Origin of the sequence: Streptomyces sp. NPDC004327, assembly GCF_042873935.1 — a bacterium.
Taxonomy (GTDB): domain Bacteria; phylum Actinomycetota; class Actinomycetes; order Streptomycetales; family Streptomycetaceae; genus Streptomyces.
The window spans coordinates 943,081-959,003 of the sequence record NZ_JBIAME010000001.1 but is presented as its reverse complement, the minus strand read 5'-3'; the positions used below and the strand labels follow the sequence as shown (position 1 = coordinate 959,003).

Annotated in this window: 14 protein-coding genes; 10 read left to right on the top strand and 4 right to left on the bottom strand. The window is 75.0% G+C overall.

The window, feature by feature from the left end; genetic code table 11:
- The first annotated feature begins 3 nt into the window (after positions 1-3).
- Genes ACFYU9_RS04120 through ACFYU9_RS04110 form a run of 3 tightly spaced genes read left to right on the top strand, consistent with a single transcriptional unit; the run spans position 4 to position 4,954 of the window.
- Positions 4-1,791 (top strand): FHA domain-containing protein, encoded by a 1,788-nt coding sequence (locus ACFYU9_RS04120; RefSeq protein ID WP_389342168.1) that lies wholly within the window; start codon positions 4-6, stop codon positions 1,789-1,791.
- Positions 1,788-3,407: a serine/threonine-protein kinase gene (locus tag ACFYU9_RS04115; protein WP_389342165.1), complete on the top strand. Its 1,620-nt coding sequence runs from the start codon at positions 1,788-1,790 to the stop codon at positions 3,405-3,407. The genes ACFYU9_RS04120 and ACFYU9_RS04115 overlap by 4 nt, the downstream gene beginning before the upstream one ends.
- Before the next feature lie 35 nt (positions 3,408-3,442).
- Complete coding sequence (locus tag ACFYU9_RS04110) at positions 3,443-4,954, top strand: hypothetical protein (RefSeq protein WP_389342162.1); 1,512 nt, start codon at positions 3,443-3,445, stop codon at positions 4,952-4,954.
- Between the two features lie 12 nt (positions 4,955-4,966).
- Here ACFYU9_RS04110 and ACFYU9_RS04105 read toward each other — a convergent pair whose 3' ends face one another.
- Positions 4,967-6,028, bottom strand: a complete 1,062-nt coding sequence (locus ACFYU9_RS04105) for a CU044_5270 family protein (RefSeq protein ID WP_389342159.1) — start codon at positions 6,026-6,028, stop codon at positions 4,967-4,969.
- A gap of 37 nt (positions 6,029-6,065) precedes the next feature.
- Entirely contained in the window at positions 6,066-6,698 is a 633-nt protein-coding gene (locus tag ACFYU9_RS04100) for an RNA polymerase sigma factor (protein WP_389342156.1), read from the bottom strand.
- 104 nt (positions 6,699-6,802) lie between these two features.
- Here ACFYU9_RS04100 and ACFYU9_RS04095 point away from each other — a divergent pair, with 104 nt between their 5' ends.
- The 4 genes from ACFYU9_RS04095 (at position 6,803) to ACFYU9_RS04080 (ending at position 11,116) form a co-directional block, all read left to right on the top strand.
- Positions 6,803-7,201 carry a molybdopterin-binding protein gene (locus tag ACFYU9_RS04095; RefSeq protein ID WP_389342153.1) on the top strand — a complete coding sequence of 133 codons (399 nt, stop codon included), beginning with the start codon at positions 6,803-6,805 and terminating at the stop codon, positions 7,199-7,201.
- A gap of 464 nt (positions 7,202-7,665) precedes the next feature.
- Complete coding sequence (locus tag ACFYU9_RS04090) at positions 7,666-8,058, top strand: molybdopterin-binding protein (protein ID WP_389214930.1); 393 nt, start codon at positions 7,666-7,668, stop codon at positions 8,056-8,058.
- Between the two features lie 94 nt (positions 8,059-8,152).
- Complete coding sequence (modA, locus tag ACFYU9_RS04085) at positions 8,153-8,974, top strand: molybdate ABC transporter substrate-binding protein (protein ID WP_389342150.1); 822 nt, start codon at positions 8,153-8,155, stop codon at positions 8,972-8,974.
- A gap of 144 nt (positions 8,975-9,118) precedes the next feature.
- Positions 9,119-11,116 (top strand): ABC transporter permease, encoded by a 1,998-nt coding sequence (locus tag ACFYU9_RS04080; protein WP_389342147.1) that lies wholly within the window; start codon positions 9,119-9,121, stop codon positions 11,114-11,116.
- 301 nt (positions 11,117-11,417) lie between these two features.
- Here ACFYU9_RS04080 and ACFYU9_RS04075 read toward each other — a convergent pair whose 3' ends face one another.
- The gene (locus tag ACFYU9_RS04075; RefSeq protein WP_389214937.1) at positions 11,418-11,837 is read right to left on the bottom strand and encodes a molybdopterin-binding protein; all 420 of its coding nucleotides are present in this window, start codon (positions 11,835-11,837) and stop codon (positions 11,418-11,420) included.
- Between the two features lie 493 nt (positions 11,838-12,330).
- Here ACFYU9_RS04075 and ACFYU9_RS04070 point away from each other — a divergent pair, with 493 nt between their 5' ends.
- The 3 genes from ACFYU9_RS04070 (at position 12,331) to ACFYU9_RS04060 (ending at position 15,155) form a co-directional block, all read left to right on the top strand.
- Positions 12,331-13,407, top strand: coding sequence for a hypothetical protein (locus ACFYU9_RS04070; protein ID WP_389342144.1), 1,077 nt, complete (start codon positions 12,331-12,333; stop codon positions 13,405-13,407).
- 76 nt (positions 13,408-13,483) lie between these two features.
- On the top strand, positions 13,484-14,575 hold the full coding sequence (locus ACFYU9_RS04065) for a hypothetical protein (protein ID WP_389342141.1): 1,092 nt from the start codon (positions 13,484-13,486) through the stop codon (positions 14,573-14,575).
- Between the two features lie 85 nt (positions 14,576-14,660).
- Positions 14,661-15,155 carry a carboxymuconolactone decarboxylase family protein gene (locus ACFYU9_RS04060; protein WP_389342138.1) on the top strand — a complete coding sequence of 165 codons (495 nt, stop codon included), beginning with the start codon at positions 14,661-14,663 and terminating at the stop codon, positions 15,153-15,155.
- Between the two features lie 13 nt (positions 15,156-15,168).
- Here the strand turns inward: ACFYU9_RS04060 and ACFYU9_RS04055 are convergent, their stop codons facing one another.
- On the bottom strand, positions 15,169-15,915 hold the full coding sequence (locus ACFYU9_RS04055; RefSeq protein ID WP_389342135.1) for a YoaK family protein: 747 nt from the start codon (positions 15,913-15,915) through the stop codon (positions 15,169-15,171).
- Positions 15,916-15,923: the final 8 nt, after the last annotated feature.

The following is a 15,923-nucleotide window of genomic DNA, read 5'->3' as shown; positions in this document are numbered from 1 at the left end:
ACCATGCTCTGCCATGCCTGTCGCGTCCACGTGCGGCGCGACTTCCCGTACTGCCTGCGCTGCGGCACGCTGCGCCGTGGCGCGGCCCCGGCGTCCTTCGCCGCGCCCCGGCTGCGCGGCGTCGACGACCCTGACCTGCTCGTATCGCTGACGGCCGAGGTCACGACGCTGGGCCGCGGCGCGGACAACGACGTCGTCCTGGCGGACGGCAGCGTGTCGCGCCGTCATGCCCGCGTGCTGCGTGACGCGTCGGGCTTCCGGGTCGAGGACCTGGACTCGTTCAACGGCACGGCCGTGGCCGGGGCGACCCTGCACGGCGGTTCGGCGCGCCTGGACGACGGCGCCGAACTGTCGGTCGGCGACGTACGGATGGTGTTCGAGCAGCCGCGTGACGCGCGGATCGGTTCCCGGACCGTCGTGGTCGGCACGCAGCTCACCGGACTGCCGGCGGGCGCCGCCCCGGAGCAGGACGCGCCGGAGGCGCACGGTCCGCTGACCGCGCGGCCGCGCCGCCGCGGCGGGTGGGCGCTCAAGCAGGTGCCCACGAGCGGCCGCGCGGAGCCGCACTGGGTGCTGAGCAACACGCGGACCGGCGGGTACCTCCGGCTCGACGAGCGCGAGGTGTTCCTGTGGAACGCCCTCGACGGCGACACCACCGTGCGGGACCTGCTTTTCGCGTACGCGAACGAGTTCGGGGAGCTGGCGCTGCCGCGGATCGAGGCCGCGCTCGCGGCGTTCGACGGCGCGGGACTGCTGCGCGGGCTGCCGGGCCGGCCGCAGGAGCGGGCGGTCTTTGGAGCGCGCCGGCTGTGGCGGGCGGTGTACCGGGCCCTGCTCAGGCTGGAGCTGTCGGTACCGGGCCTCGACGGGATCGTGACGCGGCTGTACGCCGGCGGCGGCTGGCGGTTCTTCACCCGTACCGGCGTGGCGCTCGTCTGGCTGTCGCTGCTCGGCGGCCTGGTGGTGTTCTTCGCGGTGGCACAGGGCCGTCAGCGTCTCCTCGACTTCGGCGGGTCCGGCGTCTGGGGCCCGGTGGCGCTGGCCGCCGGCTATGTGTCGGCGCTGGTGGTGCACGAACTCGCGCACGCCCTCGCGGTGAAGTCGTACGGCCGCAGGGTCCGGCGGGGCGGCTTCATGCTGATGATGGGGATGCCGTTCGCGTTCGTGGACACGAGCGACATGTGGTTCGGCACGCGCTGGTCGCGGGTCGTGGTGGCGCTGTCCGGGCCGGTGTCGACGGCCGCCCTGGCGGGCTGGTGCGCCGTGGGCGCGGCGTACCTGCCGGTGGGGCCGGTCTCGGCCGTGCTGTTCCACCTGTCGTTCGGGCTGTATCTGAACACCCTCTACAACTTCAATCCGCTGATGCCGCTGGACGGTTATCAGGCGCTCGCGGACGCGCTGCGCGTGCCGCGGCTGCGCGAGGAGGCGAGCGCGTACTTCCGCGCCGGGCTCTGGCGCGACCTGCGTGCGGGCCGCCGGCCGGGGCCGCGGCAGGCGGGCATGGCCGCGTACGGCCTGGCGGTGGTCGTCGGGACGTACGGCTTCCTGGTGCTCGCCCTGCTGGCCTGGCGGTCGCGGCTCGGCACGTGGCTGGAGGGGCGGGTGCCCGCGCCGTGGGACTCGGTGATCGTGGCCGTGGTCGTGGCGCTGGTGGCGTTCCCGGTGTGGGCGGCGCCGCTGCGGTGGCTGGTACGGGTGGTGAAGCGGCGCCGCGCGGCGGCGGCCGGGGGCCGGGCACATCCGGCGGACGGGGCGGCCGTGGACGGCACGGCCGTGGAGGGGACGGCATGAACGGCGCGGGGAACGGCACGCGGGGCGACGGCGGGGTGCCGGACGGAGGCTGGGCGGTGCCCGGCTACGCCGCCGTGCGCACGCTCGGCAAGGGCGCGGGCGGGCGGGTCGTCCTCGCCCGCCACGAGGCGACGGGGGTGCCCGTGGCCGTCAAGTACCTGAGCGAACGGCTCCACGGCGACCGGGACTTCCTGGCCCGCTTCCGCGCCGAGGCGCGGCTGCTGGGCGAGCTGCGGCATCCGAGCGTGGTGCGGCTGTACGAGTACGTGGAGGCACGGCGGGGCGCGGCGATCGTCATGGAGGCGGTCGACGGGGTCACCCTGCGCGCGCTGCTGCGCGAGCACGGGGGCACCGGCCCGGAGGCGGCCCTGGTCCTGCTCAAGGGCTCGCTGCTCGGGCTGGGCGCGGCCCACGCGGCCGGGGTGGTGCACCGTGACTACAAGCCGGAGAACGTGCTGGTGCGGGCCGACGGTTCGAGCGCGCTCGCCGACTTCGGCATCGCCGTGCGCGCGGGCCGCGAGGCGGAGGCCGCGGGCACGCCCGCGTACATGGCGCCCGAGCAGTGGGACGGCGAGCCGGCGGGCCCCGCGGGCGACGTGTACGCGGCGGCGGCCGTGTTCTACGAGTGCCTCACCGGCCGCCAGCCGTTCGTCGCCGACGACCTGATCGCGCTGCGGCTGCAGCACCTGCGGGCGCCGGTCGAGGTGGCGGACGTGCCCGAGCCCGTGCGCGACCTGGTCCGTGCGGGCCTGGCGAAGGACCCGGCGGACCGGCCCGGTATCGCGGCCTTCCTCGCCGGCCTCGAACGCGCCGCCGCGGACGGCTACGGCGCGGGCTGGGAGGAGCGCGGGCGCCGCGCGCTCGGCAGGCTCGCCGCCCTGCTCGCCCTGTTGTTCCCGTTCGCGACGACGGGAGCCGTGTACGAGGCGACGCCGGCGCTGACGCTTCTGGGACGCCTGCGGGGCGTCCTCGGCCGGACGCTGGTCGGGGCGGCCGTGCTGGCCGTGGTCGCGACCGGTGCGGTGGCGGTGGCGACGGCCGGATCGGCCGACGACACGACGACGACCGTGGCGGACTCCGTCCCCTCGGGAACTCCCCCCGCCGGTGTCCCGGTCCCGTCCTCCCTCTCCCCCTCGGCCTCGTCGACGCCGAGCGGATCGCCGTCCGCCGACGCCTCCGCCGAGCCGGCGCCGAGCGGCACGACGACGCCACCGGCCACGGACGGGACGCCGACCACGGACGCGCCCGGCCCGGGTCCCACGGCCACCACCCCCGACCCGACCACCACGACCGCGCAGGCGCCGACGCCCGGCACGGTCACGATCACCATCGGCCCGCTGCGCCGCGGGGCGGGCAGCAGGCTGATCGCCGACGTCACCGTCGACACCACCGGCACCGGGCCGCTGACGCTCACCGCCGACTTCTACGTGGACACGCCCGCCGAACCCTACGGTTCGCAGTCCCGCCGGCTGGAAGGCGGCACGCGCTACTCCGTGACCTTCGAGGGCGACTTCTCGAACCACCCGTGCCGGGACGCCTGGACGATCGCCGTCAGCAGCAGCCCGCAGTCCCCGGGCGGCACGCGGACGGCCTCCGTCGACGCACCGCCGTGCTGAGCCACCACCGAGGAGAACGAGGAGAACCACGCACGATGAGCACACCGCCGACGCCACCGACGCCCGCGGCACCCGCCACGGTCGCCGGGCGCGCCCTGTCGGACTGGTCGCGGGACGGGCGGTTCGGCACCTGGTACGCGCTGGGGCCCGCCGACGCGGACGAACCGCCGCTCGGCGTCCTGCGGATCCACCGCGCCCTGCTCGCGCCGGACGGTGCGCGCGAGCGGCTCACCGCCGCGGTGCGCTCCGTGGCGAAGCTGCGGCTGCCGGGTGTGCCGGCCACCGTCGACCTGCTGCGGGAGGCGGGTGACGTGTGGCTGGTCGTCGCGCGCCCGCCGGCCCGGACCGTCGCCGACCTGCTCGCCACGGGTGCGGCCGGGCTCGACGAGGGCAGTGCGGCGAGCGTGCTCAACGAGACCGCGCAGACGCTGCTCGCCCTGCACGCGGCCGGCCTCGCCCACGGTTCGCTCACCGCCGACCACGTGGTCCTCGCCCCGGACGGCACCGCGCTGCTCACCGAGACGTCGCTGGCCGGCGCACTGGCCGCCGACGGCGACGCCCCGGCCGGCTCCCTCCAGGACGCGGACATCACGGCGTGGGCGGCGCTCGCCCGTACCCTCGGCACCGCCTGGGCGGAGCCCGGCACACCGGCGGCCGGTCTGTTCGCCCGCTGCTCCGCCACGGCCGAGTCCGGCGGCCTGGCCGCCGCCCGTACGACGCTCACCTCGGGACGCGCCGCGCTGCCGCGGGACTTCCTGCGCAGGACGGCGCTGCGGACGGCGGCGGCCGCGGCCCTGGCGGAACTGACCGTGCCGGCCGTGGAGTCCCCGCGGCCCGCCGAGGCGCCGGAAGCGGTGGCGCGAGAGGTGCCGGACGCGGAGACGGACGCCCCGGGCGGCGTCGCGCCGCCCGGCATCGCCCCGGACGAGCGGGACACCGTCCTGGGCAAGCGTCATCGGAGCATGCCCGCCACGCCGTTGACGCCCACGTCCGCGCCGGGCGGCGGCGAGGACGGCGCGGAGGGCGCGGAGGACGACGGCGAGATCGTGCTGCGTTTCGGCCCGGGTGTCCCGCGCTCCGAGGAGGAGGCCCTGCGCGCCCTGTGGGCCGCCCCGGCACCCGCGCCCGTTCCCGCGCGCCGGCGGCGGCGCCGGGCCGGCCTGCTCGGCGCCGCCGCTGCCTTGGCGGCGGTCGCGGTCGTGCTGTGGCTGCTGCTGCGCCCGACGGCGGGCCCAACGGTCACGGCGGTCCGCGTCACCGCCGGGCCGCAGGCGTTGACGTGCGGCGGGACCGCCGACGTGACCGGCGTGGTGACCACGGACGGCCACGCCGGCCCCGTCACGTACCGCTGGCTGCGCAGCGACGGGCAGCGGTCCGGAGTCCTGACCCGGACGGCCCGCGCCGGCGAGGACGAAGTGGCGGTGCACCTGCGGTGGACCGTCCGCGGCCCGGGCCTGTTCCACGGCACCGCCCGCCTCGAGGTCCTGCGCCCCGGTACGACCCCGCTGGAGGCCGAGGCCGCCTTCGGCTACGCGTGCGCCGGCTGACGGGCCCGGCGGTCAGCCGGTGCGGCGCGGGGTGTCGCCGGCCCTGTCCGTGATGCCGCGGGTCAGAACGGCGGTGGTCGCGGTGATCTGGCCGGACCTGGCCCACGCGGTGTCCTCGGCCATGACGCTCCGCTCGCCGAGGAACTCCAGGGTGTTCCGGTCGAAGATCCACTCGGTGCGCTCGCCGGCGTGGACGCGGGCGACGGCGACGCCGTGGCGGCCGGCCGCGTCGACGGCGTCGTCGACGACGGTGACGCCGGGGATCCGCGCGGCGGCCCGGTAGAGGGCCGCAGCGACCTTCGGCGGAGCCACCTGCTCGCGCAGCAGGTCGCCGATGGTCACGAACGCCTCCTGGTCAGGCCCCGGTCCTGAGCCCCTGGTCTCGTCGTAGATCTTCTTCAGGAGCGTGCCGGGGTCGGTGGGCAACGACTCCAGGTAGCGGTAGGTGGGGTTGCCGAGGGTCGGAGCGGGGTTGCCGGCCGGGTGGTCGGAGACGGGCCGGCCGCTCTTGTCCACGTCGCCGGCGAGCGGGATCTCCATGCCCTTCTCGCGGAGCAGGCCGGGGCGGCTTCCGTCGACGGAGAGCCAGATCCTGCGGCTGTGGGGGGTGTCGAGCCGCGGGGCGGAGCCGTCCGCGCCCCGGCTGGACCAGGCCACCGTGCTGGCGACGTAGACGTACTGGTCGTCGCGGACGGCGGGTGCGGGCCTGGCCGCGGCGACGGTGGCGACGCGGTCCAGGAGCACCACGGCCGGCGACCGGTCCGGTGCGGGTGCCACGCCGGCGTGCGGGCGGGCGCCGGGCTCCCGGTCGAGCGCTCCGCTCGCCGCCAGGGTGACGGCCAGGGCGCCCGCGGCGAGCGGAACGGCGACGGCCGTCAGGCGGCGGGCGGCGGAGCGGGGCCCGGCGGCGGGAACGGTGTCCTGCCGGAACTCGCGCAGCAGCTGGTCCCTGAGGGCCTGGCGGTGACGGCCGGACAGCTCCCGCTCGGGCGGGACCGGCAACAGCCGGGCCAGCTCCTCGCGTTCGGCCGGGGTGGGCCGGACCGGTGCGGGCCGGGACGGGGTGGTGCTCATCGGGCGTCCTCCTGGGTGAGCCGGGACGGGGCGGTGTTCATCGGGCGTCCTCCTGAGTGGGCCGGACCGCGGGAGCGCGGTCACCTTCTTTCTGTCCGCGTGCCGGATCCGGGTTCCCGTCCCAGGGCGGTAGGCCGGATCCGGCGTACTTGTGCAGCTTCTTGCGGGCGCGGGACAGCCGGGACCGTACGGTTCCCACCGGTACGCCCAGTGCCTCGGCCGCGGCCGCGTAGTCCAGGCCCGACCAGACGCACAGGGCGACCACCTCGCGCTCCGGGCGCCGCAGCCGCGAGAGCGCAGCCCGCAGTCGCGCCACCCGCTCGGCGTCGTCGATGCGGCCGACCAGCTCGTCGGCGAAGTCGGGCAATGCCTCCTCGCGCGGCAGGCGGTTCACGGCCGCCTCGTGACGCCGGGCCGCGCGGCGGGTGTTCCGCACGACGTTGGTGGCGATCCCGAGCAGCCACGGCCGCAGCGACCCGCCGTCCGGATCCACCGACGCCCGCAGCCGCCACGCCTCCAGGAACGTCAGCGACAGCACGTCCTCGGCGACGGACCAGTCCCCGGTCAGCCGGAAGGCGTGGTGGTGCACCGCCCGCGCGTAGTCGTCGAAGAGACACCCGAACGCGTCGGGGTCCCCGGCTCGTATTCGAGCACGCACACTCATCTCCATATCCCCGGACTGTCCGGCCGCCCCGAAGCGGTTCCCGTTACGTGACGCACGCCACAGCCGTCCCGGCCGCCCGGGGCGCCGGGCGCGTGACCTAGAGTGCGGACGTGCCGTCGTACAGCATTGGGCAGGCAGCGCAGCTGCTCGGAGTGAGTTCGGAGACCGTTCGCCGGTGGGCGGACGGCGGCCGCCTCGCCATGGAGCGGGACGGCTCCGGCAAGCGGGTGATCGAGGGCACGGCCCTGGCCCGCTTCGCGCAGGAGCGCGGCGCCGGGCTGCACGCCGTCCCGGAGGACGACGTGGCCACCTCCGTCCGGAACTCCTTCGTGGGCATCGTGACGGGGGTGCGGGTCGACGACGTGGCCGCGCAGGTGGAGGTGCAGTCGGGCCCGCACCGGCTGGTCTCGCTGGTGACGCGGGAGGCCGTCGAGGAGCTCGGGCTCGACGTCGGCGTCACCGTGACCGCCCGGGTGAAGTCGACGAGCGTGCACATCGACGTGCCCTGACGGCCGCTCCCGCCCCACCGCGTGCCCCGTCCGCTCGCGGGGCGCCGTCCGTCAGCGGCCGAGCAGTCCGCGCGCAGGTCCGCCTTGTGGTCGAGCCGCGACAGGTCGCGGCCGGTGCGCGCCTCGATGCGGTAACGGGCCTGAGTGAGGGCGGCGTTCAGACCGTCTGCGATTTGCGGGCTCGCTCCCGCCGGCGTGCGGGCGGCGTTCAGACCGTCTGCCATTTGCGGGCTCGCTCCCGCCGGCGTGCGGGCGGCGTCCGGGCGGCAGCCCGTGGATCAACGGCCGGACGTCGCCCAGCCGCCCGCGTACGTCGGTCCGCGGCGCCGCGCGGCACCGATCCGTCCGCGGACTGAGACCGGCACGCGCCCCGCTCGTCCCTTCCTCCAGCGCTCTCTCATTCGCGATGGAGAGTCCCACGACTTTGTTGCAGATGAGAGCGATTCCCGCCTACGGTGTCGCACATGCAGTCCTACACCATCGGGCAGGCCGCGCGTCTGCTGGGCGTCAGCCCCGACACGGCGCGCCGCTGGGCGGACGCGGGCAGGGTCGCGACCCACCGCGACGAGAGCGGCCGGCGGGTGATCGACGGCAAGTCGCTGGCCGCGTTCTCCGTGGAGCTCGCGCAGGGCGACGAGGACGAGGACGCGTCGTACACCTCGGCGCGCAACGCCTTCCCGGGCATCGTCACCGCGATCAAGCTCGGCGACATCGCCGCCCAGGTCACGATCCAGGCCGGTCCGCACCGCCTGGTGTCCCTCCTCACCCGGGAGGCCGTGGAGGAACTGGGACTGGAAGTCGGCATGCAGGCCACCGCCCGCGTGAAGTCGACCAGCGTGCACATCGACCGCACCTGACCACCCCTCACGCACGACGCGACGCCCCTGGCCGTGTGCGCGGCCGGCCGCTGTCCCCGTACTTCCCTTTCGTCCCCCAGGAGTTCAGACCCTCATGTCCCTCACCCTCACCCTCACGCCCGCCAGACGCCGCGCCGCCGCTGCCGCCCTCACCGCGGCCCTGCTGGTCCCGCTCGCGGCCTGTTCCAGCGACGACACCAAGAAGGACACCGCCGGGTCCACGGCCTCCGGCTCCGCGAGTGCCGCACCTGAGGCGAACCTGACGGTGCTGGCCGCGGCCTCCCTGACCGACGTCTTCAAGACCGCCGGTGCCGCGTACGAGAAGTCGCACCCGGGCACCCGGCTGACCTTCTCCTTCGCCGGCTCGCAGGAGCTCGTCGCGCAGGTGTCGCAGGGCTCGCCCGCCGACGTCCTGGTGACCGCCGACACCAAGAGCATGGACAAGGTGAAGGCCGACACGAGCGCGCCGACGGTCATCGCGAAGAACCGCCTCGTGATCGCCACGGGCGAGGGCAACCCGCACAAGGTCGCCGCGCTCAAGGACCTCGCGGACACCAAGCTGAAGGTCGTCCTCGCGGCGCCCGAGGTGCCGGCCGGCAAGTACAGCAAGAAGATCCTCGACGCCCAGAAGATCATCGTGAAGCCGGTCTCGCAGGAGCCGAACGTGCGCGCCGTGCTCAGCAAGGTCGAGCTGGGCGAGGCCGACGCCGGGCTCGTCTACAAGACGGACGCCGAGAGCGCCAAGGACAAGGTCGACGCGGTCGAGATCCCCGACGACCAGAACGCCGTCGCCTCCTACCCGGCCGCCACGCTGAAGGACTCCAAGAACGCCGAGGCCGCCACGGCCTTCGTCGCCTGGCTGTCCTCGCCCGAGGGCCAGAAGATCCTTCAGGACGCCGGCTTCCAGAAGCCGTGACCGACGGGATCGCATGACCCGAGGGGCTGTCCGCCCGGGGGGACGGACAGCCCCTCTTCCTCTTCGGCCGCGTGCCCACGGCGGCGGCCCCATGACCCCATGGCGGCCCCGTCACCGCGTGGCCCCATGTCTCCGGGACCAACGATGAAACGAGCAGGCGTACGCACGCCCGGCAGCCGGCCGCCCCTGGCGCTGGCGCTGCCCGCGGTGGTGGCCGTGGCCTTCCTGACGCTCCCCCTGGCCGGCGTCCTCGTACGGACGCAGTGGGGCGAACTCGCCGACCACCTCGGCTCGCCGGGCACCGTCGAGGCGCTGAAGCTGTCGCTGCTCGTCTCCTTCTGGGCGCTCGGCCTGTCCCTGCTGCTCGGCGTCCCGCTGGCCTGGCTGCTCGCCCGGGTGTCCTTTCCCGGCAAGGCGTTCGTCCGCTCGCTCGTCCTGCTGCCCATGGTGCTGCCGCCGACGGTCGGCGGTGTCGCGCTGCTGCTCGCCTTCGGGCGGCGCGGGCTCCTCGGACCGTGGCTGGAGCACACCTTCGGCATCACCCTGCCGTTCCACACCTCGGGAGCGGTGCTGGCGGCGACGTTCGTCGCCATGCCGTTCCTGGTCATCAGCCTGGAGGGCGCCCTCGGCGGGCTGCGGCCGAGCTACGAGGAGACGGCCGCCTCGCTCGGCGCCTCGCCGGTCCGGGTCTTCTTCACCGTCACGCTGCCGATGGTGGCGCCCGGTGTCGTCGCGGGCGCGGCCCTCACCTGGGCCCGCGCGCTGGGCGAGTTCGGCGCCACCATCACCTTCGCGGGCAATCTGCCCGGCACCACCCAGACGCTGCCGCTCCAGGTCTATCTGCTGCTGCAGGACGAGCCGGAGGCCGCGACCTCCGTCTCGCTGCTCCTGCTCGCCATCGCCATGACCGTCCTGGTCGCGCTGCGCGGCCGGTGGACCGGCACGCCCGCCGACCGGGCGCGGCGCTCCACGCCCGGGGCGGGGGTGGACGCGGTCGCCACCGGGCGACCGACGGCCGACGTCCTCCCGCCCGGACCGCCCGGCGCAACCGCCCAGCCCGTCTCGGCCCAGCCCGCCGCGACCGCCCTGCCCGTCTCGCCCGGCGAACGCTGGGCGCTGTACGCCGAGGTCACCGGCTTCACCCGGCTCACGCTGGAGGCGGAGCCCGGCACCACCATCGCCGTCGTCGGCCCCAACGGGGCCGGGAAGACCACGCTGCTGCGGGCGCTCCTCGGGCTGACGCCGCGGGCCCACGCGGACCTCACGCTCGGCGGCACCGATGTCACCGCCCTGCCGCCGCACCGGCGACGGGTCGCGTGGGTGCCCCAGGACGGGGCGCTGTTCCCGCACCTGACGGCCCTCGCCAACACGGCGTACGGGCTGCGCGCCCAGGGCGTCGCGCGCGCGGAGGCCCGGCGCGAGGCCCAGGGCTGGCTGGACCGCCTCGGCGTGGGTCACCTGGCGCACCGCCGGCCGGCGCAGCTGTCGGGCGGGCAGGCCCAGCGGGTCGCGCTCGCCCGGGCGCTGGCCGCCCGCCCCCGGCTCCTGGTCCTCGACGAGCCGCTGGCCGCGCTCGACCAGACCACCCGGGCCCATGTCCGGCACACCCTGCGCACCCACCTCGGCGGGTTCGGCGGTGTCTGCCTCATCGTCACCCACGACCCGGTCGAGGCGGTCTCGCTCGCCGACCGGGTCCTCGTCCTCGACGAGGGGCGGGCCATCCAGGACGCGGCACCCGCCGAGGTGACCCGCAATCCCCGCTCGCCGTGGGTGGCGCGGATGCTCGGCCGCAACGCCTGGCCGGGCAAGACCACTGCGGAGGGCCTCGCGCTCGACGCCGGCGGCACCCTGGTCGCGGCCGAACCGCCGCCGCCCGGCACCCCCGCCCTCGCGATCGTCGCGCCCGAGGCGGTGTCCGTGCACCGCGAGAAGCCCGCCGGCAGCCCCCGTAACGTCTGGCCCGGCACCGTACGCGAGATCACCAGCAGCGGCAGCCGGCTGCGGCTGCTGATCACCTCCGACGAGGCCCCGGATCTCGTCGCCGAGATCACGCCGCAGGCGGCGGCCGAACTCGGCCTCGCCGACGGGGTGTCGGTCTGGACGAGCGTGAAGGCGACCGAGGCGACGGTCGTGGCACTCTGACCCGCCCGGAGAGGACCGCGCCGGAGCGGTGACCGCCCGCGGGCGCGGTCCCCTGTCCGGCCGCGTACGGGAGCGGCGGCGCCGGAGCCGGTCCGGCGCCCCGCGGCTCACGCTCCCGGAAGCAGCAGCACGTTCGGGGGCCGCGCTGCGGCCGTTCACCACGCCGCCCCCGGCGACGGCCCAGCCGACCACGCCGTAGCCCTTCCTCGGCGTCGTCGCCACCCACGCCTCCGACGTGGCCTTCACCAGGCACGGCGGGGTGGCGAGGAGGCGCGGCCCTCGTGTGCGGCTGAGGCGGCGGTCAGGCGGCGGCGAGGGAGATCTCGGTCGACTTGATCAGGGCGACGACGGGCGTGCCCACGCTCAGGCCGAGGTCCTCGACGGCGTCCCTGGTGATCGCGGCGGTCAGTTCGCCGCCGTCGACGGAGACCCTCACCGAACCCATGGCGCCGCCGGTCGAGACGTGGGTGACGGAGCCGGCGAGCTGGTTGCGGATGGAGATGCCCGCCACCGGGCCGGTCGCGAGGGCGACCTCGGTGGCCTTCACGAGGGCCCTGACCGCGGAGCCCTCGGCCAGGCCCAGGTCTTCGACGGCGTCGGCGGTGATGGCGGCGGTGACGTCCTGGCCGCCGGCCAGGCGCACCTTCACGATCGCCATGGCCTCGCCCGTGGTGACGGCGGTGACGGTGCCGGGGATCTGGTTGCGGATGGACAGGGTCATGGGAAGCACGCCTCGCAGAGCCGGAATCGAGCAGTCGTCACGTCTGTGACCTGCGCCACGGCCGACGCTACCGGAAGGGAATTCGCCTTTCTCCGCTCGCGTCGCATCCACCAGCCGAACGGACGCAATGTCCTCGCATTCCCGCACTCCGCACCCTGACAGCGGCAACTCCTGCCACACATCTGCAAGGTAAATCGCTTATGCGGGATGCAGATGTGAATCACTCACACTGCTAGAGTCCGCATCTGCGCCGCATGAGTGACCCTCAGCGCGAGAGCGCCGGGGCTCCCGTCCCCACATCAACGACCGGGCTTGCGGCGAACGAGCCGCCCGGCCCGCCCGTCCGCAGGGGAACGCCCCTCAGAGCCGTACCGGCCGGCCGACAAGAGGCCCTCCTCCCTCCCCCCTCCCCCTTCCACGGCGCTGCGCCCGAACGGGATCTCCGGTCCCCGGTCGCCGTGCCGGCCATCAGAGCCAGAGAGATGGACATCCGATGCCAAGAAACCTGTCGTGGCGCCCTGTTCCGAACAGGGCGCTGATCCTGGGCGCGATGCTGGCCCTGGCGACGCCGGGGACGGCGTACGCCAACACCGTGGCCGTCACCGTCAAGACGCCCGGGGCCACCAGCGGTCCCGCCTCCGCCAACTCCGAGGTGTCGACGCACGCCGACTGTTCCGGCGGGCTCGTCTCCGGCGGCGGGATCAACCAGGCCATAGGCACCGGCGCGAGCGGGAACGGCAACCACGTCGACGGCACCGCGCCGAGCTCCGACGGCACCACCGAGTACACCGGCTCCACGGGAGTCGTCGGCACCGACGTGACGCACTGGCTCGGCGTCGGCGGAAGCGGGGGCCAGGTCAACGCCTCCTTCTCCACCACTCCGTACGCCATGTGCCTCTCCAGCAGCCTGCTCAACCACACCCAGGTCGTCATGAACAAGGCCAACACGCCCACCACCGGGGCGACCGTGGGCCTCGTGACGGCGACCTGCCCGGCCAACACCCGGCTGATCGGCGGCGGCGCCCGGACCACCCCGGGCAACACGGGCGGCTTCAAGACGATCGCGAGCTTCCCCACCTTCTCCAACTCCGCACACGCCTTCGGCGCGAAGGCCGCGGCGGACGGCGAGACGAACCCCGACTCCTGGTCGGCGGTCGGCTGGGACTCCGGCGCCGACAGCGCCGACTACACCTACGCCTACGCGATCTGCAGCGGAAGCGGCATCAATGTCAGCGGCGCCACGGTGAAGGTCCGCTTCGCCGAGGTGAGCGGCCCGACGACGGGCAGCACCGGCCAGACGGCGACCGCGGGATGCGCCCAGGGCGACGGGAAGCTGGTCGGCGGCGGCGCGGCGGTCAGCGGGGGCAGCGTGACGACCACCGCCTTCACCGGTCCGGGTTCGCACGGCGACCACCTCAACGGCAGCTTCCCCAGCACCTCGGGCGGCGTCGCGGTCGGCGACGGGACCACGACGGCGGCGTACTGGACGGCCTCCTCCCACACCGGCGGCCAGTCCTCGCCCGGCACCGCCACCGACGTCTGGGCGCTGTGCGCCGACGACGGTGTCTGATCCGGCCGTTCCCGCCGAGCCGACAGCGGGCCACGCGCCGGCCGGTCACGCACGTGAACACAACAGGGAGAATCCGATGAGTACGCACCCCCGGCGGAGTTCCGCCACGGCCAGGGCACTGGTCCTGGCCGGCCTGCTGACCGTCGCGGTGCCGGGCGCCGCGTACGCCAAGACCGCCGACGTCACCGTCGTCACCCCCGGGGCCACCGCGGGCCCCGCGACCCCCTTCACCGGGGTCTCCTCGCACGCCGACTGCACCGGCGGCCTGGTCTCGGGTGGCGGCGCCGACCAGGCCATCGGCGACGACGAGATGTCCAACGGCAACCATGTGATGGGCATGGTGCCGAGCGCCGACGGCGCCACCGAGTACACCGACACGCCCGGGATCGTGGGCGGCGACGCCACGCACTGGATGGCGTTCGGCGGAAGCGGCAGCCGCAGCAGCGACGCCTTCTCCACCACGCCGTACGCGATCTGCCTGCGCAGCAACCTGATCAGGCACACCCAGGTGGTGATGAACAAGGTGTCCGGGCCGACCAGCGGGCTGTCGTCCAAGCTCGTGACGGCGACCTGTCCGGCCGGCACCGTCCTGATCGGCGGCGGCGCCCGCACCACCCCGGCCGACGTCGGCAGCCTGAAGCCGATCGCGAGCTTCCCCACCTTCGCCGATGCCGCGCACCACTTCGGCTCGATCGCGGCCGGCGACGGCGAGCGCGACCCGGATTCCTGGACGGCCGTCGGCGGGATCGGCGGCGGTCGCGGCGCGGACAACATGACCTACGCCTACGCGATCTGCGGCGCGGCCGGCATCGACCTCGACCACGTCGCCACGACGGTCCGCTTCACCGAGGCCAGCGGCCCGAACACGGCCTCCACGGGCCGGACGGCGACGGCCGGCTGCTCCCGCGAGGACGGACAGCTGGTCAGCGGTGGCGCGGCCATCAGCGGCGGCGACGTGACCACGACCGACTTCAGCAAGGCGACCTCGGGCGGCCCCCACCTCAACGGCAGCTTCCCGAGCGACGCGGCCGGTGCCCCGGCCGGCGACGGGGACGCCGACCCGTCGTACTGGACGGCGGCCACCCACAGCGGTGGTTCACCGTCCCCGGGCAGCTACTCCGACGTCTGGGCGCTCTGCCTGGACGTGCGCCACGGCCGGAAGCGGTAGCTCCGAGCGGCATCTGGCGGCATCTAGTTTTACTTTCAACAATCATGGAGGATGATAGACACCAAGGCGACCGAAGGAGCGACAGGTGAGCGACGACACGGCACTGACCCCGGCGACCGGGCGGATCCATCTCGACAAGCAGAGTCCGGCGGCGTACCAGGCGCTGGTCAGGACCGCCGAGACGGTCCGCACGACGGCCGCCGAGGCCGGACTCGACCGGATCCTGGTGGAACTGGTCAACCTGCGCGTGTCGCAGCTCAACGGCTGCGCCTCCTGCCTCGACGTGCACACCAGGGCCGCGCTGCGGGCCGGCGAGACCACCCGGCGCCTCGGTGTCCTCGCCGCGTGGCGGGACACCGAGCTCTTCACCCCGCGCGAGCGCGCGGCCCTGGCCCTGGCGGAGGCCACCACCCACCCGGCGGACGCCCTCGCCCAGGAGCGGGCCTACACCGCCGCCCGCGCGGTCCTGGACGAGGACGAGCTCTCGGCGGTGCTCTGGGTCGCCATCACCATCAACGCGTTCAACCGGGTCTCCATCCTCAGCAAGCACCCGGTGCGCGAGCAGGCCGCCACCCGCTGAGCCCCTCCGGTTCCTAGGGCGCGGCGGCCCAGCGCACGTCCGGCCCGGACACCCGCCACAGGACCGCCGCGCCCGCGACGAGGAGGGTCAGCGCCACGCCCAGTGCCACGGGCATCCCGGCCTTCAGGAGCAGCGCCCCCACCAGGGCGCCGAGGAACATCGCCAGGACGTTGAGGATCCGCCGGCCGCCCGCGCCGGCGTCCGCGGCGATCCCGGTCAGCGTCATGGTGAGCACGGTCGTGACGAGGTTCGGCACGCCGAGGCGCCGGGCCACCGCGTTCTGCAGTCCCATGGCGAGGGCGAGGAGCACGATCAGCGTGTACTGGGCGCCCGTGCCCACCCGCGCGTGCGCCCCGCCCTGCGCCGCGTCCCGCACCGCGCCCGCGATGCCGAGCGCCACCGCCACCAGCACCGCCTGTACGGCCATGGCCGAGGCGAGCAGCCGGCCGCGGTGCGCCCCGAACCGGAATCCGAACCGCAGCCCGAAGCGCCCGCCGACCGCCGCGCCCGCGAGGAAGGCCGCGAGCGAGGCGGCGGAGGCGGTCGCGGACAGGCCCGAACCGCCGGCGAGGGCGAAGCCCAGGAACACCACGTTGCCGGTCATGTTGGCGACGAAGACCTGCCCGAGCCCGAGGAAACTCACCGCGTCCACGAGCCCCGTCACGACCGTCAGCGCCAGCAGGACCGGCGGCAGCGGCCCGTGCCGGTCCCCTTTCGCCGGGACCAGCGTGCGGACCGCTTCGACCAGCAGCGTACGCATCCTCGTGA